This is a genomic window from Tautonia sociabilis, from assembly GCF_003977685.1.
In the GTDB taxonomy this organism is placed as follows: Bacteria; Planctomycetota; Planctomycetia; order Isosphaerales; family Isosphaeraceae; genus Tautonia; species Tautonia sociabilis.
Window position 1 is genome coordinate 18678 of record NZ_RYZH01000019.1, and the last position, 19931, is coordinate 38608.

Consider the following 19931-nt stretch of genomic DNA (forward strand, 5'->3'; position numbering starts at 1 on the left):
CGGCCGGGGGGAATGAGAATGGGGGAGGCCATCACGCCCGGGGAGCACCCCGGTTCAGCGTGTGGGAGGAGGCGGGACCTGGGCCCCTTTGGCCCGGGCCTCGGCGCTCAGGGGTGCATTCAGGTCGTCCTGGGAGAACTGACTGGCGTCATGGATCTCGTAGGCCGGCACCTCGCCACCACCGCCACCACCACAACCGGTACCGGCCAGGGCGATCAATAGCGGGGCCAGGACGCTCCCCGAGGATCGTCGGGTCATCTGGAATCCTCCGGCGGATGATGAAAGATCGTCGGGACTGCGGGAAGGAGAGGAGGAGGACGCCCAGGATGCGTCGGCGGGGAAAAACTGGCGTCAGTCCCGCAGGGGTGTTGAATACTTCTTTTTCACACTCTATCCCTTCAGACATCCTCACGCAAGCGTCAACACCGGAAATCAAGCTCAACTGCCAATCCGGGATCAATTCCTTGATTCAGGATAATGTCCGGTCCTCCGCGGGATCGGATCGGAGGGGGCGCTCCTCCCGGGGGGGATTGGCGGCCCGGCCGTCCGACCGCTTGGCGCGGGGGGTGTCCATCGGTCACAGTTGACCGGACGAGCGGCCCGCCGGGTGTTCCGGGACGGGACCGCGACGACGGGAGATGCCGGACGAGACGAAAGGACGAGGCGACGCTCGTGGCACGCGACAAGGTGGTGCTGGCATACAGCGGTGGACTCGACACGTCGGTGGCCGTCAAGTGGATCAACGAGACCTACGGTCTCGACGTGATCGCCTACACGTGCGACCTGGGCCAGGGGCAGGACATCGCGGCGATTCGGGAGAAGGCGCTGCGGACCGGGGCGGTCGAGGCGATCGCCGAGGACGTGCGCAACCTGTTCGTCGATTACTTCGCCTTCCCCTCGCTGATGGCGGGGGCGCTGTATGAAGGCAAGTACCCGCTGGCGACGGCGCTGGGCCGGCCTTTGATCGCCCAGCGGATGATCCAGGTCGCTCGGGACCACGGCGCGGTGGCCGTCGCCCACGGCTGCACGGGCAAGGGGAACGATCAGGTCCGCTTCGACGTGACGTTCCAGACCCTGGCGCCGGACCTGAAGATCATCGCCCCGGTCCGAGAGTGGAAGTGGACGCGGACCGAGGAGCTGAAGTTCGCCGCCGAGCACGGGATCGAGGTCGAGGCGACCAAGGAGAAGATCTTCAGCACCGACCAGAACCTCTGGGGCCGTTCCATCGAGGCCGGCATCCTCGAGGATCCCTGGGTCGAGCCGCCTCCGGAGACGTTCCAGTGGACCGTCGATCCCAAGGCGGCCCCGGACGAGCCCGAGTTGGTGGAGATCACCTTCGAGCAGGGCCGGCCGGTTGCGCTGAACGGCGTCGAGACCGACGGCGTGCCGCTGATCGAGAAGCTCAACGCGATCGCCGGCCGGCATGGTGTGGGGCGGATCGACCATATCGAGAATCGGCTGGTGGGGATCAAGTCCCGGGAGATCTACGAGGCGCCGGCGGCCCTGGTGTTGCACGAGGCGCACCGGGAGATCGAGTTCCTGACCCTCTCCAAGGAAGCCCTCCGGTTCAAGACGCAGGTCAGCCAGACGTATGCCGACCTGATCTACAACGGCCTCTGGTTTAGCGCGCTGCACCAGGACCTGATGGCGTTCGTCGCCTCGAACCAGCAGTACGTCTCGGGGGTGGCCCGGATCAAGCTGTTCAAGGGCTCGACGGCGATCGTCGGCCGCAAGAGCGAGCACAGCCTGTATCGGCACGAGCTGGCGACCTACGAGGAGGGGGACCAGTACGACGCCTCGGCGGCCCTCGGGTTCATCACGATCCACGGCCTCGGCCAGAAGACGCAGGCCCAGCACCAGATGCTCAAGGGGCCCGGCGGCGGCCGTCGGATGGAGCTGCCGAGCATCATCCCGCCCAGGGAGCCGGGGGCCTGAGGGCGGCGGCCCGATCGCCGGAGGAAGAGGCGAGCCGGCAGGAGTCGGATCGGGAGCGGCCGGCGGCGATCGGCCCTCCCGACCCCGTCTCCGGTCTTCTGGCCTCCGTCTTCTCCCCTCCTCCCCCCGGTTACTCCTCCGCAGGACGGAGCCGGCGCCCCTGGACAATGACGACCCAGCCGGTGTCTCGGAGGCCGTCGGGGCCCCGGGCGATGACGGGGTGGAAGGCCGCCAGTCCGAGTCCGTCGGGGGGGCCGACGAAGGGGTCGGCGAAGTTGGGGTCGATGGCCAGGCCGGGGTTCTGGCCGTCTCTGCCGGGAAGAGGCAACATGACCTCCGAGCGAAGCCGCACCAGTCGGGAGACGAGTTCGGGGGAGAGATAGCGTCGGAGGGGATCGGGGCCCAGGGCCGAGAGAGCCGGATGCTGGAGGATCAGGCCGGCGGTGCCGGTGGCGTCGACTCGGGTATCGACGAGCATGGCGACGAGGTCGGAGTCGGCCCCCGTGCGGAGCACGTCGAAGTCGCCAATCTCGACGGAGAGCCCGAGCACCCCCAGAGCGGAGCCGTCCGGATCGGTCGGGTCGCTGATCGGGATCGAGAAGGTGGTCATTGGGTTGCCGGTGGCGACGCTCCGGTAGACGAGCGTCTGGTGGAGCCCTCGGACCATCTCGAGACGGCCCTCTTGCTCCAGGCGAGCAGCCTCGGCGGGGTCGAGGTCGCGGCCAAGGCCGTGGAAGTAGTCACGATAGGCGAAGTTCTGGCCGACGGAGCCCCCGAATGGGGCGCGGGCGAGCTGGGTGCCGTCCGGTCCGGTGACGAACCAGTTGGACGAGATGACCGTCGCCTCGTGGAGCCGGGAGACGGACTCGAGCCAGTCCTGCAAGGCCTTGCGTGCCCGGGGATCGTCGGGGGAGGCGACCGCGGCGGCGAGCGTCTCGGAGGCGAGGGGGGAGGCGGCCTCGGCCTGGAGGACGCGGCCGATGGCCGAGACCTCTCTCGCGATCGTCTCGGCAGCGAAACTCGCCGCTCCCCGGACGACCCGGGCGTGCGACGCCTCGGCCCGCGCTCGGGCCTCGGCCTCGAGCCTCCGGAGCCGATCGGCCTCGGCGAAGGCGATCCGGGCCTGTTCGGTGGCCAGTTGCTCGCTCCGGGCGGCGAGCTGGGAGAAGGCGGCGGCGCCCATCGAGACGAGCGCGACGACCGACAGGGCCACGAAGCCGGCCAGCACCCCCGAGCGGTTGCGGCGCCCCCAGCGCCCGAGCCGGGCCAGGGGAGACTCCCGCCAGGCCGAGACGGGCTCGTCGGCCAGCCAGCGGCGGAGGTCGTCGGCCAGGGCCCGGGCGGAGGGCTAGCGGTCCTCGGGGCGGGCGGCCATCGCCTTGCGGCAGATCGCCTCCAGCGCCCGGGGAACGCGGCGGTTGACCGCCCGAGGGGGAGGGATCTTCCCCTGGTCGACACGACGGAAGACCTCCGTGCCGTGCACGCCGCGCAGCGGGGCCTCGCCGGTGATCAGGTGGTAGAGGGTGGCGCCGAGGCCGTAGACGTCGGTCGGGGCACCGAAGCGGTCGAGCTCGCCCCGGACCTGCTCGGGGCTCATGTAGCGCGGCGTGCCGGTCGGCGCGCCCTCGACCTCCTCGGGCAGGTGCAACTCGTCGGTCTTGACGGGTGCCTCGCCACTGGCTCCCGAGGCGCTGAGCGGCTCGCCCAGGGGGCGGGCCAGGCCCCAGTCGACGACGAGGGTCTCGCCGTAGGGACCGAGCATGATGTTGTCGGGCTTGATGTCGCGATGGATCACCCCCCGGCTGTGGGCGTATTCGATCGTGTCGCAGGCGACGAGGAAGCGTTCGAGCAGTTGCCGGCTGGAGAAGGAGCGGCGAACCGGGTCGAACCCGGATTTGCCCCCCTTGTGCAGGCGGTCGATCGCCTCGGCCAGGGTGTCGCCTCGGATGAGGCGCATGGCGTAGTACGGCAGGCCGTCGCTGGAGGTGCCCATGCCGTAGATCGGGACGATCCCCGGGTGCTCGAGCTTGCCGGTGATCTCGGCCTCGAGCAGAAACCGGGCCCGGCTGTGGGGGTCGTCGGCGTACCGGAGCTTGATCTCCTTCAGCGCGACCTGACGCCCCAGCTCCTCGTCCCGGGCGACTGAGATGATCCCCAGGCCCCCTTCGTTATGGGGTCTCAGGATGCGGAACCGGCCGCGGCCACTGAGGTGCCCGCCCCGGGACAAAGGATGGGACGCCGTCGGCAGCGGGCCGAAGACCGGCTCCGTCCCCCCGATCGTCTCGACGGCCATCGTCCGCCACCGACCGTTGCCGGGCGGCTCCGCCTCGGAGCCGGCGAAGGCCTCGACCCCGGAGGAGGCCCGGCCGAGCACCAGGGGCTCGAGCAGGGCGTGAGTCTGGGGGGGGATCAGGCCCCGCTCCAGGAGGATCGCGTCGAGGCCCCGGGCCCGGGTCGATGCCCATTCCGCCAGCGCCCCGGCGAGGTCACCCTGCGAGATCATCCCGAGCTGCAGGGCCATCAGGCCGTACAGGACGTTGGCGTCGGACTGGGGCGCGAGCATCAGGACGAGTTCCTGTCTCCCCCGGCTCCCGGCCGGACGGCGGCCCGGTCGACTCGCCACTCAATGGCCGACTTCCCCGGATCCGCCCTCCCATGAAAGCACCCTCGACCCGACTTTGCGACGGTCAACGGGAGAAAAACCGGGAGGAGGGGGGCTGAACACCTGGCCGATGCGGCTCCGCATCGATCGTGTCGTCGAGATTCACCATCCGAAGCCGACGCGATCAGAACGCCTTGCGGCTGTCGAGCAGGAGCGTGACGGGGCCGTCATTGACCAGTTCCACCTGCATCGTGGCTCGGAAGACGCCCGAGGCCGTTGGAAGACCGAGGGACGCGAGGCGACGGCAGAAGTCGCCGTACAGGCGTTCGGCCTCGGCGGGGTCGGCGGCGGCGTCGAAGCCGGGGCGGCGGCCCTTGCGGCAGTCGCCGAGCAAGGTGAACTGGCTGACGACGAGCACACCGCCGCCGACCTCGCCGACGGCAAGGTTCATTTTCCCGGCCTCATCCTCGAAGGCGCGAAGGCCGGCGACCTTCTTGGCCAGCCAGTCGGCGTCCGCCTCGGCGTCCCCCTTCGCCACGCCGAGCAGGACGAGCCAGCCGCGATCAATCCGACCGACGGTCTGGCCGTCGACCTCGACCGAGGCCCGGGAGACACGCTGGAGGACGGCTCGCATGCTGGTCGCTCCGACTCGCTGAGGGGTTGGAGAGCGGGCCCGACGAAGGCGATCGGGAGGAATCGGGCGTCAGGTCGCCTCGCCCCCGGCCGATCCGGGAGGCGGGCGCCCCCGACCGGCGACAGGGCGAGGCGATCGATCCCGGCCGAGGTCCATCGGGGAAGCCTCGGGCCGGGTGCGAGCCCTTGAATCGGGATCAGCCCGCGATCGGCAGCGCGGCGTCCGATGCCGACCGGACCTTGTAGCGCCCCGGCGTGCGGTTCCCGGCGAAGGCGGCGGCATCCCAGGTCGGCAGGTCGCAGAGCCCGCCGCCGCAGTACAGGTGGTGCCAGAGCTGCGTGGCGACGACGGAGGTCAGGCCGATCTGCATGATCAGCCGCCGGGGGGTGATCCGGGGCAGGCGAACCTGCAAGGAACGCTCTCGGGAGACGGCTTCGGGGTCGAAGTAGCCGCTGGCGCGGAGGGAATCGGGGCTGAGGAGCTGGTCGACCCAGCCGGGGCGGTGCGGCCCGAGGAAGGTGGGGGCGAACGAGGCGCGGAACATCGTCTTCGGACGGTTGGCAATGCGGGCGGGGAGCGTCCGCTCGGCAACCTTGCGGAGGATCCACTTCTCGGTCTTGCCCCGGAGCTTGTACTCGGGGGCGATCTTCGAGGCGAAGGCGATCACATCATCATCGAGGAACGGGTAGCGCGCCTCGACGGAGGAGTGCATCGCGATCCGGTCCCCCTTGGGGATCATCAGCAGGCCGGCGAGCATGACCTTGTAGCCGACGTAGAGCGACTGGTTCAGAGGGGCCCAGCGCTTCATGTTCGGATTGGTCAGATCCAGGTCGTCGAACGGGTGGTGGTCGCCGAGGCGGTCCCGCATGTCCCGAGAGAAGACGAGGGTGGAGGCCTGGGAGATGGCCTCGAACATGTCCTGCTGGATAGGGCGGGTGCCCTGCATCGCCTCGACGGCGGCGGGGCGGCGGGCGTCCCGGCCGCCGAGGACGCGGAACATCAGCTCGCGGCCGAGGGTCATGGGGGCTCGGCCGAAGCGGCGGAAGGAGCGATCCCGCATCTGCTGGAACTTGAACCAGGCGTAGCCGGCGAAGGCCTCGTCGGCCCCCTCTCCGGTGAGCACGACCTTGTAGCCCTCGCCGTGAACGGCGGCGGCCAGCCGCATCAGGCAGGCGCAGGAGGTGTCGAAGACCGGCCCCTCGGCCGCGACGACCAGCTCGGGGTACGCCTCGGCGATCCGGGCGCGGTCCATCGTCACCGTCGTCAGCGGCGAGCCGAGCGCCGCGGCCGCCTCGGCCGATTGCGGCCGTTCGTCCGGCCCGGCGCGATCGAGGCCGATGGTGAACGACGGCACCGCCTGGCCCCGGTGTCGGGAGCTGAGGCCGAGCACCACGGTCGAATCGAGCCCGCCGCTGATGTAGCTGACCACCGGCACATCGCCCCGGAGGCGACGCTCCACGGACTGCCGCATCAGGGCCTCCAGCTCGTCGACCAGCGGGGTCGGGTCGTCGAGCCGAACCTCGTCGCCAGCATCGGGGAAATCAAGGTCCCAGTATTTCTTCAGTTCGACCCGGCCGTCTCGGACGAGGAGGTAATGGCCGGGGGGGATCGACTTGACCCCCTCGAAGAACGTGCGGGTGGTGCCGGCCGAGAAGAAGGCGAACAGGTGGTCGACGCCCTTCGGGTCGGGCCGGGCCTCGACCAAGCCGGAGCGGAGCAGGGCCTTGACCTCCGATCCCCAGAGCAGCCAACCGTCGCGCTCCGCGTAGTAGAGCGGGGCGATGCCGGCGCGGTCTCGGCCAAGGATCAGGGTGCGGGTCTTGCGGTCCCACAGCGAGACGGCGAACTGGCCCCGAGCCTTCTCGAACATGCGATCGCCGAGGTCCTCGTAGAGATGGACCCACAGCTCGGTGTCGCATCGAGTGGCGGGGCGGTGGCCGCGGTCGAGGATCTCTCGGTAGAGTTCGGGGTACTCGAACAGCTCCCCGTTGAAGGCGACCCAGACGGTGCCGTCCTCGTTGCAGAGAGGCTGGCGGCCGCCGGAGAGGTCCACGATCGCCAGCCGACGGGCGCCGAGGGCGACGCCGGGCTCGAGGTGAACGTGCTCGTCGTCCGGCCCGCGGTGGGCGATTGCGTCGGTCATCGCCCGGAGCCGGGCCTCGGGAAAGGAGCGATGGCCGCGCAGGTCCAGCGCGCCGGCGATTCCGCACATGAGTGGGGGTCCTCCCGTCCGAGGGGTGTCAGGTCCGAGGGGTCGAGTCCGGTCCAGTCCGGAGGGGCCTGGCGGGTCGGTCGGGACGAAGGGGGAGCAGGCTCGCCCGTCACGAATCGCGAGGAATCACCAGCGGAACCAGCGTCGGCTTTGGCCGACGGCGGGCCCCCAACCAGTATACCAACGCGCCGAAGCCTCGGGTGATCAGGCCGCCGACGTGGAGGACCAGCCCGCGGGCTCCGAGAGGGACGTAGAACGGCACGGCGAGGCTCCTCGATCGGGGGACGACGACGGGACGGAGAGCGAGGCGATGACCACCGCTTCTTCCGAGCCGGCTCGGACGGGCAGGCCGCGGGCCCCGTCGCAGAGCGAGCTGCGGCCGGCGAAGCGGTCGACAATCCGGGGCATCATGGGGATCGTCGTCTCGGTCTCGCCGCACATGTTGGCGAAGACGACCGGGATGCCCAGGTCCCGGGACACGAGCCTGGGGATCTCCCCGGAGAGCGGGCCAAGGTTCCCGAACAACCAGTGCGGCCGGCCGGAGCGGCGGTCGGCGAAGTCGGGCCAGGCGGCCGAGACGATCGCCAGGTCGATGCGCCCCCGATAATCGCGCCAGACCCGCCGATAGATCATGTCGGCGCAGATCGCCAGACCGATTCGCCCCCAGGGGGTCGACACGACGAGCGGGTCTCGGCCCCGGCGGAACCGGGTGCACTCCCAGAAGACGAGGTGGCGTTTGCGATAGACGTCGAGCCGGCCGTCGGGCAGGAGGACGGCGAGCGAGTCGTACAGATGCCCGGCGTGATGCTCGACGAAGCCGGCGGCGACCGCCATCCCCCAGCGTCGGCTGAAGTGGCGGAGGGCTCGGATCGTGGGACCCGACCCGTCCTCGGCCAGCGGGCCGTACCGCCCCCGGGCACAGTACCCCGTGTTGAACATCTCGGGGAGCACGGCGAGTTCGACACCGTCGTCCCGGCACCGCGAGAGGTGCGACAGGGCGCGATCGAGGTTGCCGGAGACGTCGCCCGGCTCGCTGCGCATCTGGATCGCCGCGGCACGCACTTGCACGAGTCGGCCCTCCGAGGCCAGGACCGGGGCGGCCCCCTCCCGGGACTCGACGGGCCCAGAGGAAGCCACCCTCGGTTCAATCGGTCGATCCGTGACCGAACTCCAGCCGGATTCGTCCCGGGAGCGAGCGCACCCCGATCCGACCCGGGCGATCGGCGCGACCGGAAGGTCCCGGTGTCCCTTCGGTCGGCCGGTCGCCCGGACTTTAGCCATTCCCCTTCGGGTTGAACAGGTCAAGTCCGCCACCGCGGTTCCCGCCGAGCGCCGAGGCGTCGGGGACCGGCTGGCAGACAATCAGGGGAGCGTGATCTCGAATTCCCGACGCTCGCCGTCCCGCAGCACGACCAGGGGGATTCGGTCTCCCGGCTGCCGGTTCTGGAGGACGTGGGCGAAGAGCTGGGACTCCGACATGCGGCGATCCAGCCCATCGAAGGAGACGATGAGGTCGCCGGCGAGGAGCCCGGCCCGCTTGGCGATGGCGTGCTCGCCGTACTGCCCGACGTGGTCGGCGTTCAGGGCCATCGCGTCCTGGGAGAGACCGCGATCCTCTCGGGCCTCGTCGCCGAGGTCGGAGAGCTTCATGCCGCCGAGGGCCTGGCGGCGGAGGTCCCACGAGGAGACGCGCCAGGAGATGTTCCCCGAGGTGCGCCAGTCGTCGGGCAACCGGAGGGTGACGGGGATGATCTCCCCCTGGCGATCCAGTTCGGCGGCCAGCTCGGCCGGGCCGGAGGGGGTCTGGTGCAGGACCCACTGCAGGTCGGCGGTCGAAACAAGCGGCTGGCCCTCGAGTGTCGCGACGCGATCCCCCACCTTGATACCGGCGAGGGCGGCGGGGGAGCCCTCGGCGACGACCTCGACCTCAAGCATCGCCTCGGGATTGACCTTCAGGCCGATCGTCGAGGGGTCGGGGTAGGGGAAGAGGACCTCGTCGGGGATCGGCCGGCCGGCGTCCCGGTAGAACCGCCGCTCGGCCTCCCGGACCTGGTGGCAATGCAGGCACGACTTGGCGACGGCCCCCTGGTAGTCGAGATCCGCGCCGTATCGGCCGGCGAGGCTGGGGTATTGCAGCGGGGTGGGGACGTCGGGCTCCGGCGGCTGCTTGCCGAGCAGCGAAGGGCGGATCGCCTCGTAGTCGGCGTACAGGCGGAGCGTCTCCTCCATGGCGTCCCGGAGGCCGTGGAGGGAGATGTCCTCGGTTTCGTGGCGATCGGAACGGGTGCCGTACCGGCCCAAGACGGTGCCGTCGGGGTGCATGAACACAATGGCCATCGACTGGTCGAAGTCGTACTGCAAGCGGGAGAGGTCAAGCGTATTGGCCTGGACCAGCCGGACGCAGACGAAGCGGTCCATGATGTCCCGGATGATCGGATCGCGGCGAGCGACGTCGTCGTCGAACTCCTGGCACGCCTCGCAGGGGATGCAGCGGACGACCACGAGCAGGGGCTTGTCCTGCTCTCGAGCGGCGGCCATCCCCTCGTCGAGGTCGTTGTAGATCCAGTCGAGCGAGGCCGCGAACGCATCGCGATCGGCCCGGACCTTCGCGTCCCGGTCCTGAGCCGTCGCGGGGGAGGCGGCCGTCGCGACGAGGGCGACGGCCGCAACGATGGCGCAGTAATGCATAGGTGGACTCCCGGAGAGGAACAGGATCGATCGGGTCGCATCGCACCACGATCGGCCGGGAGCCCAGGATAGCCGGATCGGCGCCACGACGGCACCGGGTTTTCAGGACGACCGCCCTGCGGGAGTCGACCGAAACGTCGGGGGGGCGGTCGATCGATCGGCTACCCCCGGACCTCGTCGAGCAGCGCGGCCGGCAGGCTCCGGCGCTTCCTCGCGCCAATGGCCAGGTAGGTGAGCGGCTTGCCCTCGATCGAGAACCGGTGGCGGTAGCGTTCCAGGAAGTACAGGTCGATGTAGTTGGTCTGGATCAACCCCCGGATCAGCCGGGAGAAGCCCGAACGGTCGGAGCGGTCGAGGAACGTTTCCTTGATGTTGAAGGCGATCCAGCCGTTGTCCTGGACAAGGTTGAACGCCTCGACGAATGCCTCGGGAGGCACGTCACCGAAGCCGAGCGCGGCGACCGTGACCATGCAGTCAAACGACCACTCCGCGATCTCCCGCCGACGCTCGTCGGTCAGGGCGGTGAAATCCTCGACGAGATAGTCGTCGTAGACCTCGGGACGGTCGCGTTCGGCGGCCTCTCGGGCAGCCTCGATGATGTCGACCCCCACGCATCGGGAGATGCCGTAGCGGGAGAGCTCCTGGGCCATCATGCCGTTGCCGGCACCGAAGTCGAGGACCCGAAGCTCAGAGAGGTGGTCACCGGCCTGCTCGATCGAAGAGCGGAGGACACTGGCGACCTTGGCGGGAGACTGGCACTTGAGTCGATCGTAAAAGAGTTGCTCGTAGAGGCCCGGTTTGCGGTAAATGGCCTCGTAATCGTGGAACCGGATTTTCTGTTTCTCGCCGGATTCGATGAGGTAGAAGTATGTTTCGTCCTGGTCAAGGTGCTCCACCTCGGCGACCGGGAACTGAATTCGATAGCGCGGCGAACTTCGCATCGTGGGCCCTGGTAGGTTTCCTTGTCTCGGGTGAGAGGTCGAGGGGAGGGGACTCGCTCTACCCTGCTCCGATCCGGCCCGGATGTCAACACAACCGGCGGATCGGTCCCAGGGCGCCGGCCCTCGACTCCCAAGGCCCTCGGACCGGCTGGAGAGCCGATCCGGCGGCGATCACTCGAGCGGAACCGCCGATTTCGACGGCCCGGGAGTCGGCGACGGGGAGGAGGGGGGAGGGGGCCCGATCGGGCTGGAACTCGTCGGGGGAACGGCCATCTCCTCGCCGGGATCGAGCCCAGGGGCGGGGTCGCCGGGGGGAAGCGGAGCCTCGTCCTCCTCCAGCACCGGAGGGCCGACCGGCCGGCCTCCTCGCCTTCGGGCCCGATGAGAACGGACAACCAGCCAGCCGACCAGCACCGCGGCCAGGATCACCGCCAGGTAGTGCTGCACCTCCCGGATGCCGGCCTCGATCTGGTGCGCGAACGCCCAGCCAAGGGCGAACATCAGCGGAGTGCTGAGCAACACCGCGAAGAGGTCCGTGACCAGCAGCTTCAGGGGCGGGTGACGGAGGATCCCCGCCGTCAAGTAGGCCGCCGTTCGGAAGCCGACGGCGAACCGGCCGAGGACGAGGATCTTCAGCCCATGCCTGCGGAAATACCCCTTGATCTGGGCCTCCCGCGCCCGGGTGAGGAACGTCCTCGTCAGCCGGAAGCCCAGCACGCGCTCGCCGTAGACGTAGCCGAGGCCGTAGACGACGAAGTCGCCGATGAGCACCCCCGCCACGCAGGACCCGAAGGCCATCGGAGGCCACATCGCCCCCTTCTTCGACAGGATCGCCGCCAGGATGATCGGTGCCTCCTCCGGCACCGGCAGCCCCAGCCCGCCGAGCACCAGCAGCAGCACGATGCCGAGGTAGCCGAATTGCCCGATCAGGTCCTCGGCCAACGATCCGCCTCCTCGATCCTCCGGGAACTGGTTGATGGCTGATGGCGGCCGGCTGGAAGCCGGGCCCGATGACGGATCGGGTCAGGGGACGGGCCGATTCCGAGGCGGTCGGATCGTACCCTCGACTGTTCCCTGTCGTCCTTCGGGCCACGGCGATCACGCGCCCGCCATCCGGCCTCCGGATTGGGCCACCCGCCCCCGGCGATCCGACAGCGCCGATCCGGGGTCATCCCCCCGGCGTCCCCGCGTCCTCCTCCGGGGGCCGCTGGAAGCCGAATCGGGCGAGGATCGCCTGCCCCGGCTCGCTGAGCAGCAGGTCGCAGAAGGCGGCGGCCGACTCCCGGGACGGCCGGTTGGAGACGATGCCGAGATACTGGGCGATCGGGTCATGGAGGCCCGGGTCGACAGGCTCCCAGCGGAAGGCAGGGGAGTCGACCAGCGAGCGGGCGATCAGGCCGGCGTCGACCTGCCCCGACTCGACGAAGCGGGTCGCCTGCTGGATCGACTGCCCGAAGACGACCTTCCCCTCGACCGCCTCCCAGAGCCCGGAGCGCTCCAGCGCCTGCCTCCCCGCCCGGCCGTAGGGGGCGTGCTCGGGGTTGGCCAAGGCGATCCCGCGGATCCTCGGGTCGGCCAGCGCCTCCAGGCCCGAGAGCTCCGCATCCCCGGCGCCCGGGAAGGCCAGGACGAGGTAGCCGAGGGCGTAGGTGCGGACGGACTCCGGCTCGATCGCGCCGGCCTCGGCCAGGTGCCTCACGTAGGTCTCGTTCGCCGAGAGGAAGACGTCGAAGGGCGCCCCCTGCTCGATCTGCCGGGCCAAGAGCCCCGAGGAGCCGAACACCGGCACGACCCGGACCCCCGTCTGCCGCTCGAAGGCCGAGACCAGCTCGGGCATCGCGGCGACCAGGTCGCTGGCCGCGGCGACGCGAAGCTCCGGAACCGGCCCGGGGCCGGCGCCCGGCTCCGCATCGGAGCACCCCGCCACGATCAGGGCGATCGCCGCCAGCCAGCAGCGAGGCCGGCTCGATCCCGGCCGGGGGGATTCCTGGTCAATGCCCAACGCCGCCTCCCTCCTCCTCGAGCCGATCGGATCGAGCGGGGCCGGCCACCGGCCCCGTCCTTCCGGAGCATGATACCGGCCGGCCTCCCGACGGGCGACAGCGACCGGCCCCCTCGCCTGAGATTGCGTCCCCGGCCGGGGTTCGGGTATCACGATAGTCCTGAGCCGGGCCGATCGCATACCCGGCGATGAACCGATCCTGCCCAGGACGTGACGATCGCATGAAGACGGACCAGTTCCTCAAGCACTACGGGATCGTCGGCAACCCCTTCAGCGAAGAAGACGCGCAGACCGACACCGTCTTCAAGCAAGGGTGTCTCTGGACCATCCATCACCCTGCCTGGGATAAGTTCTTCGGCAGCCCAACCGAGCCCTCCACCGCCCTGGTCTTCGGCGAGAAGGGAAGCGGCAAGACCGCGATGCGCCTCCAGGCGATCGCCGAGCTGGAGGGGTACAACAAGGACCACCCCAACTCCCGCGTCCTGATCATCTCCTACGACGAGTTCAACCCGTTCCTCGACCACTTCCGCACCGCCCTCCGCGCCAAGGACACCACCGCGGCGCTGAGCCGCTGGAAGCTGCACGACCACATGGACGCCATCCTCTCACTCGGCGTCACCCAGCTGGTCGACCGCCTGACCGCGGAGAAGACCGATCTGACCCGGCTGTCGCTTGATCGCCGCCGAGACCTGCTCCTGCTGGCGGCCCTCTACGACGCCTCGACCGGGGAGCCGATCGACCGGCGCTGGGACCGGCTCCGCCGCCGATCCGGCTTCCGACCGCTCTGGAGCCGCCGAGACCTGCAAATCGGCGTCGGGATGACGGTGATCGTCGTCGCCTTGCTCGCGGCCTTCGAGGGCCTGAGGAACTGGTCGGTCACCCCCTGGTTGGTGGGCCTGGTGGCGATCGGATGGCTCTACTGGGGATGGCGGCTCCTACGGGCCGAGCTCAGGGCCCGGGACATCCGCAAGGCCCTCCGGGTGCTCAGCCGGGATCCCAGCGCCCTCCGCTGGGAACTGCTCTGGTTCCGCCCCACCGAGCTGGCCGGCCAGCCAATGCCCACCGCCTCCAAGGGGGGCGACGGCGAGGAGCGCTTCGAGCTGCTCCGGAAGTTCCAGGGGGTGCTCAACGACCTCGGCTACGGCGGCATCATCGTGCTGGTCGACCGCGTGGACGAGCCCCAGGCGATCGAGGGCGACCCCCGCAAGATGAAGGCGCTGGTCTGGCCGCTTCTCGACCATAAGTTCCTCCGCCATCCGGGGATCGGGCTCAAGCTCCTGCTCCCGATCGAGCTGGCCTATTACCTCGACAAGATGGACAAGGACTTCTACGACCGCGCCCGGCCTGACAAGCTGAACATGATCAAGCCCCTTCGCTGGACCGGCCCGTCGCTCTACGATCTGGCGACGGATCGCCTCCGCGCCTGCGCCTCCGACGGTCAGCAGGGGGACGGAGGCCCCCGGCTCCGCCAGTTCATCGACGACTCCGTCGGCGACGACGCTCTGAAGGACGCGCTGGGCCACCTCCGAACCCCCCGGCAACTGTTCAAGTTCCTCCACCGGCTGATCGAGGAGCACTGCCACCGCCACACCGTGGACGACCCCCGCTGGTCGATCGACCAGGACACCTTCCGCACGGTCTTCACCGACCACGTCCGCTCCATCGACGCCTTCGACCGAGGCTACGGCCACGGCTGAGCCAGCCTTCCCCCCCTGCCCCGGCGGCCGGCGATCGGGTACACTTGGGGTATGAATGTCCAGAGGGATCGGGGAGGGAACGGCCGCGGGGCGTTTCAGGAGCCGGTCCTTCCCCCCCGGAGCCAATGCCAACCACGCCCAGCCTCGCTCCGTCACCGTCCGGCATCAGCGGTCGGCCCCTGGCGCGGTATCCTATCTCGGGGACCGATCCCCCCGGCGGAGGACTGACGACATGGCAAGCAGCCCGACCTCCCGGATCGGCCCTCCCCTCGAGCGGTTCCTCGGACGACCCAGGATCGATCAGCCTCCGGCTCCCGAGCCCATCGTCGCGAGCATCGTGCCTTCCGTCGCACCCGGACGGCGCCCCGGCTCCTCCCCGACCGAGTGCGCCCCGCGGAGCGACCGAATCGCCGCTCCCGATGGGATCGACCTCGCGTTGAGTGATCCTCCCGTTCTTCGAGTCGTAATCTCCCCGCGCAGGAGATCGGACCAGGACGCCGAGGACGAGCTTCGGGATGCGACGGCCCTCAACCTTGCGATCGGAAGGCCCCGGATCCCCCGGAACCAGTCGATCCGGTCGCGCCGCCCCGGCCAGCAGGCTCGATGGCGGCCCGTCGTCGGCAAGCTGGACGGTGTCGCCGAGCACCGCGGCGATCGGCCAACCGAGGGGGAAGGCCGGGGCCGGAGACGGTGTCGGCGATCGGTCAGAACCCAGGGGGGCGCGAGATGAGCGCCGGACCAGCGGAGGCGACCGCCGCCGACCGCCTCGCCCTCGGGTTCGAGGAGGGGACAATCGTCGTCGAGGGCCTCCCCGAGCACGACTCCCGGGGCATCCCCGGGCTGATGTTCGACCCGAGAAGGCGGGGGATCTACCGGGCACCGGCGATCTGGTACCGGGAGATCGTCCAGCACCTGCGCGATCACGGCATCCCCTACGATGACCGCGCCCGGGGCTACCAGGGCAAGACCCCCTGGGCGATCCGGGTCGACAAGCCGGCCTTCCCGCATCAGACCGAGGCGCTGCAAGCGTGGTCGGCCGCTGGAATGCGCGGGGTGGTCGTGCTGCCGACCGGCACGGGCAAGACCCACATGGCGAACCTGGCCATCGCGGCGGCCCAGCGGCCGACCCTGGTGGTCACGCCGACGATCGACCTGATGAATCAGTGGTACGACGAGCTAACGCTCTGCTTCGACGTCGAGGTCGGCCTGCTCGGTGGCGGGTACAACGAGATCAAGCCGTTGACGGTCACCACCTATGATTCAGCCTACATGAACATGGGTCGGATCGGGGACAAGTTCGGCTTGCTCGTCTTCGACGAGTGCCACCACCTCCCCGGGCCGATCTACGGCCTGGCCTCCACCTGTGCCATCGCTCCGTTTCGTCTGGGCCTGACCGCCACCCCCGAGCGAGCCGACAACGCCCACGAGCAGCTTGACCGCCTCATCGGCCCGATCGTCTACCGCAAGGAGATCACCCAGCTCCGCGGGCAATTCCTGGCCGACTATCGCGTCGAAACGCGGTATGTCACCCTAAGCGAGGAGGAGCAGTTCCGCTACGAGTCGTGCCGAGAGGTCTACCGCACCTTCACCCGGGACCACGGCATCGACTTCCGCCGCCCCGACGCCTGGGGGCAGTTCCTCCGTCTTGCCTTCCGCTCTCCCGAGGGCCGAGCCGCCTACCAGGCCTACCGGGAGCAGCGCGAACTCGCCCTGGCGGCCCCGGCGAAGCTCAACCTCCTGGGCCGCCTGCTCGATCACCATCACGGCGACCGCATCATCATCTTCACGCACGACAACGCGACGGTCTACCAGATCGCCCGACGCTTCCTCGTGCCGGTGATCACACACCAGACCAAGACCAAGGAGCGCCGAGAGGTCCTGCTCCGGTTCAACGACGGCCGCTTCCCGATCGTCGCCACCAGCCGGGTGCTCAACGAAGGCGTGAACGTCCCCGAGGCGAACGTGGCGATCATCCTCTCGGGCACCGGATCGGTCCGGGAGCATGTTCAGCGCCTCGGCCGCATCCTCCGCAAGCGGGGGGACAAGGAGGCGGTCCTCTACGAGGTGATCACCCGGGGCACGGTCGAGGAGTTCACCTCCAACCGGAGACGCAAGCACAGCGCCTACGGAGGAGGCTGATCGCTGATCGGGCCAGTTTGGCCTTCCTCGCCGCCGAGGCTTCTGGTACAGGGCACCCGGGGGGGACTCCCCCTCCCGAGGCTGTCCCGGGGCGAGGGTCGCCGGATCGTCGCCCGATCGCAAGGAGCGCGCCCGATGGCCGGCCCGATGACCCCCCTGCCCTGCCGGGAGGACGACCCCCGGCTCCTCGGCTGGTACCACACGATCGAGCTGGCCCCCGGGATCACGACCCGGAACGCGGTCTACGACCTGAGGCCAGTCGTCGACCGAGTCGGCCTGCCCGAATCGATGGTCGGGATGACCGCGCTCGACCTCGGGACCGCCGACGGCTTCTGGGCCTTCGAGATGGAGCGCCGAGGGGCCGACCGGATCGTCGCCGTCGACATCGGCCGGGTCGGCCAGAGCGACGTCCTGCCCCGCTACCGGGCCTCGCTGCCCGACTCCTGGGGAGACGCCGAGCCCTACTGCGCCGAACGGTTCTGGACCGCCCACGCGATGCGGAGGAGCCGGGTCGAGTACCGGACGATGAGCGTCTACGACCTGTCGCCGGAGACGATCGGCACGTTCGACGTCGTCTATTGCGGCTCGCTACTCGTCCACCTGTTCAACCCGCTCCAGGCACTCATCAACATCCGGTCGGTGACCCGAGGCCTCGCGATCGTCGAGGCCTGCGGGTTCGACCCGGAGCACGACCCGGTCGAGGAGGCGTTCCCGGATCGCCCCTACGCCTGGTTCGGCAGCCTCGACGCCGACGGCGACGAGCCCGGGCGCAATTGCATGTACTGGCGATTCTCGCGCCGCGCCCTGCGCGACCTGATGATCTACGCCGGCTTCGAATCGGTCGGCCGCCCCGGGCGCTACCGGATCACCGGCCCTGGAGGAGGCGATTGCCCGGTGGTGACGGTGACCGGCCGAGTGACCCCCTCGGCCTCTCCGGACGAGGAGCCCGGCATCCCTTCAGGTCTCGAACGGTCGTATGAGCACCTGAGGGCCACATCGCACGCGGTCGATCGGCTCTCCTACGAGCTCTGGGAGACTCGCCAGGAACGAGACGCGCTCCGGGCCCGCCTGGAGGAGGCGGAGGCCCGGCTCCGACGGCGGGAAGGCCCCCATCGGGGAGGCTCTGGTCGTCGTTCCCGACCGTGGAGCCGGCTGTCCCGACGGTTCCTCTCCACGGGCAATTGACGAACCCGGCCGACCGACCGAGACGCCGGGTCCCGGACCCGATGCTGATGGCTCCCACAGTCCTCGGGCTCGACCCTGCCATCCCGGGCCGAGGTCGCCCGGGACGGACGACCCCGGATCGGGTCAGGCTCCGGTCGCCGGGGGAGGATCAGAAGGTGCCCGCGTCGATGGGGCCATCGGCGACGGCGGCGAGGTTCTCGAACCGCATGAAGTTGCGGAGGAAGGTCAGCTTGACCGTGTCGGTGCGGCCGTTGCGGTTCTTGGCGACGATCAGCTCGGCGATGCCGGGCTGGTCGTTGGGGTCGTAGTACTCGGGGCGGTGGAGGAGCAGGACGAGGTCAGCGTCCTGCTCGATGGCGCCCGACTCGCGGAGGTCGGCCATGCGGGGGCGGCGGTCCTCTCGGTTCTCGACGCCCCGGTTGAGCTGGGAGAGCGCGATCACCGGGACGTTCAGCTCGCGGGCCAGGGTCTTCAGTCGGCGGGAGATCTTGGCGATCTGCTCCTGCCGGCTGTCTCGGCCCTCCCCCGAGTCGGGCTCGATGAGCTGGATGTAGTCGACGATGATCAGGCCGAGATCCTGGCTCGTCTTGGCCTGGCGGAGCTTGATCCGGCGGGCGTTGGCCGTGATCTGGAGCATGTTGCGGGTCGGCGTGTCGTCGATCAGGACGGGGGCACCGGCCCGGAGTTCGTCGTAGGCGCGGCCGAGCATGGTCATGTCGCGCTGACCGAGCCCCTGTCCGGTTCGGAGCTTGTGGCCGTCGACCCGGGCCCGGGCCCCGAGGATCCGGTCGGCGATCTCGAGCTTGCCCATCTCCAGAGAGACAAAGAGCACAGCCTTGCGTTGGGACAGGGCGACATGCTCGCAGATATTCAGCGCCAGCGCCGTCTTCCCCATGGAGGGGCGAGCGGCCAGGATGACCAACTGAGAGCCCTGGAACCCGGTCGTGATGTCGTCCAGGTCGAGCAGGCCGCTGGCGATGCCGGTGATCGGGTGTCGGGATTCGGATCGGAGGGCGATGCGGTCCATCGCCTCGGTGACGACATCATGGAGATCGACCGTCTCGCCGCTGGCCTGCTCCTCGGCGATCCGGAAAATCTGGCGCTCGGCGGTCTGGAGGACCTCGTCGGCGGACTTGAGGCTGTCGTAGCTGTCCTTGAGAATCTCGTGGGCGCCGGCGATCAGCCGGCGGAGCACGGACTTCTCCCGGACGATGACCGCGTAGTGCAGGGCGTTCGCGGCGTGGGGGACGCTGTCGATGATCGAGGCGATCAGCTCATCGCCGCCGAGCCGATCGTACTGCTCCCGACGCTGGAGCTCCTCGGCCAGGAGCAGGGTATCGACCGGACGCCCCTGGTCGTACAGCTCCCGGATGACCGTGTAGACGACCTGGTGGGCGTCCCGGTAGAAGTCCGAGGGCTGGAGCAGCGGGACGACCTCGTGCAGGACCTCGTTGTCCAGCAGGATCGAGCCGAGGACGCCGCGTTCGGCTTCCAGGTTCTGGGGAGGCAGGCGGTCGTCGGCGGGGGCGGGGGCAGTCACCGCCTTGCGGGGGTGGCCGTGACCCCGGCCGCTCCCGTTCCCATGGCCGTGGGAATGACCGTTTCCGTTGCCGTTGCCGTTGCCGTAGGGGGACATCGTCGAGCAGCTCCGACCGATCGCGGGCGCGAATGGCCGGGCCGTCACGACGAGGACCGGGCCGGGGCGGGCGATCGCCGCGGGGCCGATTCCGTGGCCGTTCGGACGTCCTCAGGGCTGCGTGGGCGGCCGGCCGTGCGCGTTCTCTACGCCACCACAAGGATCGGCCGTTCGGTGGCATCGGGGCGACTCGAATCGGGCGTCGGCGGGCCGGGCTCGACCCCCCGACGCTCGGTTTCGCTACGACCGGAGGCGGGGAG

15 protein-coding genes are annotated in these 19931 nt (G+C 69.7%); 4 read left to right on the forward strand and 11 right to left on the reverse strand.

The features are described 5' to 3' along the window. Nucleotides 1-54: 54 nt before the first annotated feature. Nucleotides 55-258, reverse strand: coding sequence for a hypothetical protein (locus tag TsocGM_RS11265; protein ID WP_126725469.1), 204 nt, complete (start codon nucleotides 256-258; stop codon nucleotides 55-57). Nucleotides 259-672: 414 nt separating this feature from the next. Between TsocGM_RS11265 and TsocGM_RS11270 the strand changes: the two genes are divergently transcribed. After that, complete coding sequence (locus TsocGM_RS11270) at nucleotides 673-1935, forward strand: argininosuccinate synthase (protein WP_126725470.1); 1263 nt, start codon at nucleotides 673-675, stop codon at nucleotides 1933-1935. Between the two features lie 130 nt (nucleotides 1936-2065). Here the strand turns inward: TsocGM_RS11270 and TsocGM_RS11275 are convergent, their stop codons facing one another. The 9 genes from TsocGM_RS11275 to modA all read right to left on the reverse strand — a co-directional run bounded on the left by TsocGM_RS11275 (nucleotide 2066) and on the right by modA (nucleotide 13014). Beyond that, nucleotides 2066-3163 (reverse strand): PDC sensor domain-containing protein, encoded by a 1098-nt coding sequence (locus TsocGM_RS11275; protein WP_126725471.1) that lies wholly within the window; start codon nucleotides 3161-3163, stop codon nucleotides 2066-2068. Nucleotides 3164-3283: 120 nt separating this feature from the next. Further along, the gene (locus tag TsocGM_RS11280; protein ID WP_126725472.1) at nucleotides 3284-4498 is read right to left on the reverse strand and encodes a serine/threonine-protein kinase; all 1215 of its coding nucleotides are present in this window, start codon (nucleotides 4496-4498) and stop codon (nucleotides 3284-3286) included. A 223-nt stretch (nucleotides 4499-4721) separates the two neighbouring features. Continuing rightward, on the reverse strand, nucleotides 4722-5171 hold the full coding sequence (gene dtd / locus TsocGM_RS11285) for a D-aminoacyl-tRNA deacylase (RefSeq protein WP_126725473.1): 450 nt from the start codon (nucleotides 5169-5171) through the stop codon (nucleotides 4722-4724). Between the two features lie 196 nt (nucleotides 5172-5367). Further along, nucleotides 5368-7383, reverse strand: coding sequence for an asparagine synthase (glutamine-hydrolyzing) (gene asnB / locus TsocGM_RS11290; protein ID WP_126725474.1), 2016 nt, complete (start codon nucleotides 7381-7383; stop codon nucleotides 5368-5370). Between the two features lie 204 nt (nucleotides 7384-7587). Further along, on the reverse strand, nucleotides 7588-8451 hold the full coding sequence (locus tag TsocGM_RS11295; protein ID WP_158633498.1) for a carbon-nitrogen hydrolase family protein: 864 nt from the start codon (nucleotides 8449-8451) through the stop codon (nucleotides 7588-7590). Nucleotides 8452-8745: 294 nt separating this feature from the next. Then, nucleotides 8746-10071 (reverse strand): Trx7/PDZ domain-containing (seleno)protein, encoded by a 1326-nt coding sequence (locus TsocGM_RS11300; protein WP_126725476.1) that lies wholly within the window; start codon nucleotides 10069-10071, stop codon nucleotides 8746-8748. 161 nt (nucleotides 10072-10232) lie between these two features. Next, the gene (locus TsocGM_RS11305; protein WP_126725477.1) at nucleotides 10233-11012 is read right to left on the reverse strand and encodes a class I SAM-dependent DNA methyltransferase; all 780 of its coding nucleotides are present in this window, start codon (nucleotides 11010-11012) and stop codon (nucleotides 10233-10235) included. A 171-nt stretch (nucleotides 11013-11183) separates the two neighbouring features. Then, entirely contained in the window at nucleotides 11184-11954 is a 771-nt protein-coding gene (locus tag TsocGM_RS11310; RefSeq protein ID WP_126725478.1) for a DedA family protein, read from the reverse strand. Nucleotides 11955-12180: 226 nt separating this feature from the next. After that, on the reverse strand, nucleotides 12181-13014 hold the full coding sequence (gene modA / locus TsocGM_RS11315) for a molybdate ABC transporter substrate-binding protein (protein WP_158633499.1): 834 nt from the start codon (nucleotides 13012-13014) through the stop codon (nucleotides 12181-12183). Between the two features lie 221 nt (nucleotides 13015-13235). Here modA and TsocGM_RS11320 point away from each other — a divergent pair, with 221 nt between their 5' ends. The 3 genes from TsocGM_RS11320 to TsocGM_RS11330 all read left to right on the forward strand — a co-directional run bounded on the left by TsocGM_RS11320 (nucleotide 13236) and on the right by TsocGM_RS11330 (nucleotide 18035). Continuing rightward, complete coding sequence (locus TsocGM_RS11320) at nucleotides 13236-14711, forward strand: hypothetical protein (protein ID WP_126725480.1); 1476 nt, start codon at nucleotides 13236-13238, stop codon at nucleotides 14709-14711. A gap of 726 nt (nucleotides 14712-15437) precedes the next feature. After that, nucleotides 15438-16850, forward strand: coding sequence for a DEAD/DEAH box helicase family protein (locus TsocGM_RS11325; RefSeq protein ID WP_126725481.1), 1413 nt, complete (start codon nucleotides 15438-15440; stop codon nucleotides 16848-16850). A 135-nt stretch (nucleotides 16851-16985) separates the two neighbouring features. Beyond that, complete coding sequence (locus TsocGM_RS11330; RefSeq protein WP_126725482.1) at nucleotides 16986-18035, forward strand: class I SAM-dependent methyltransferase; 1050 nt, start codon at nucleotides 16986-16988, stop codon at nucleotides 18033-18035. Nucleotides 18036-18183: 148 nt separating this feature from the next. On the opposite strand, the gene dnaB is transcribed toward TsocGM_RS11330, so the two are convergent. Continuing rightward, nucleotides 18184-19671 carry a replicative DNA helicase gene (gene dnaB / locus TsocGM_RS11335; protein ID WP_126725483.1) on the reverse strand — a complete coding sequence of 496 codons (1488 nt, stop codon included), beginning with the start codon at nucleotides 19669-19671 and terminating at the stop codon, nucleotides 18184-18186. Nucleotides 19672-19931: the final 260 nt, after the last annotated feature.

Coding starts and splice junctions, on each gene's coding strand:
- TsocGM_RS11325 (WP_126725481.1), top strand. CDS start 15,438: ATGAGCGCCGGACCAGCGGAGGCGACCGCCGCCGACCGCCTCGCCCTC.
- TsocGM_RS11305 (WP_126725477.1), bottom strand. CDS start 11,012: ATGCGAAGTTCGCCGCGCTATCGAATTCAGTTCCCGGTCGCCGAGGTG.
- asnB (WP_126725474.1), bottom strand. CDS start 7,383: ATGTGCGGAATCGCCGGCGCGCTGGACCTGCGCGGCCATCGCTCCTTT.
- TsocGM_RS11265 (WP_126725469.1), bottom strand. CDS start 258: ATGACCCGACGATCCTCGGGGAGCGTCCTGGCCCCGCTATTGATCGCC.
- dnaB (WP_126725483.1), bottom strand. CDS start 19,671: ATGTCCCCCTACGGCAACGGCAACGGCAACGGAAACGGTCATTCCCAC.
- dtd (WP_126725473.1), bottom strand. CDS start 5,171: ATGCGAGCCGTCCTCCAGCGTGTCTCCCGGGCCTCGGTCGAGGTCGAC.
- TsocGM_RS11300 (WP_126725476.1), bottom strand. CDS start 10,071: ATGCATTACTGCGCCATCGTTGCGGCCGTCGCCCTCGTCGCGACGGCC.
- TsocGM_RS11280 (WP_126725472.1), bottom strand. CDS start 4,498: ATGCTCGCGCCCCAGTCCGACGCCAACGTCCTGTACGGCCTGATGGCC.
- TsocGM_RS11330 (WP_126725482.1), top strand. CDS start 16,986: ATGGCCGGCCCGATGACCCCCCTGCCCTGCCGGGAGGACGACCCCCGG.
- TsocGM_RS11320 (WP_126725480.1), top strand. CDS start 13,236: ATGAAGACGGACCAGTTCCTCAAGCACTACGGGATCGTCGGCAACCCC.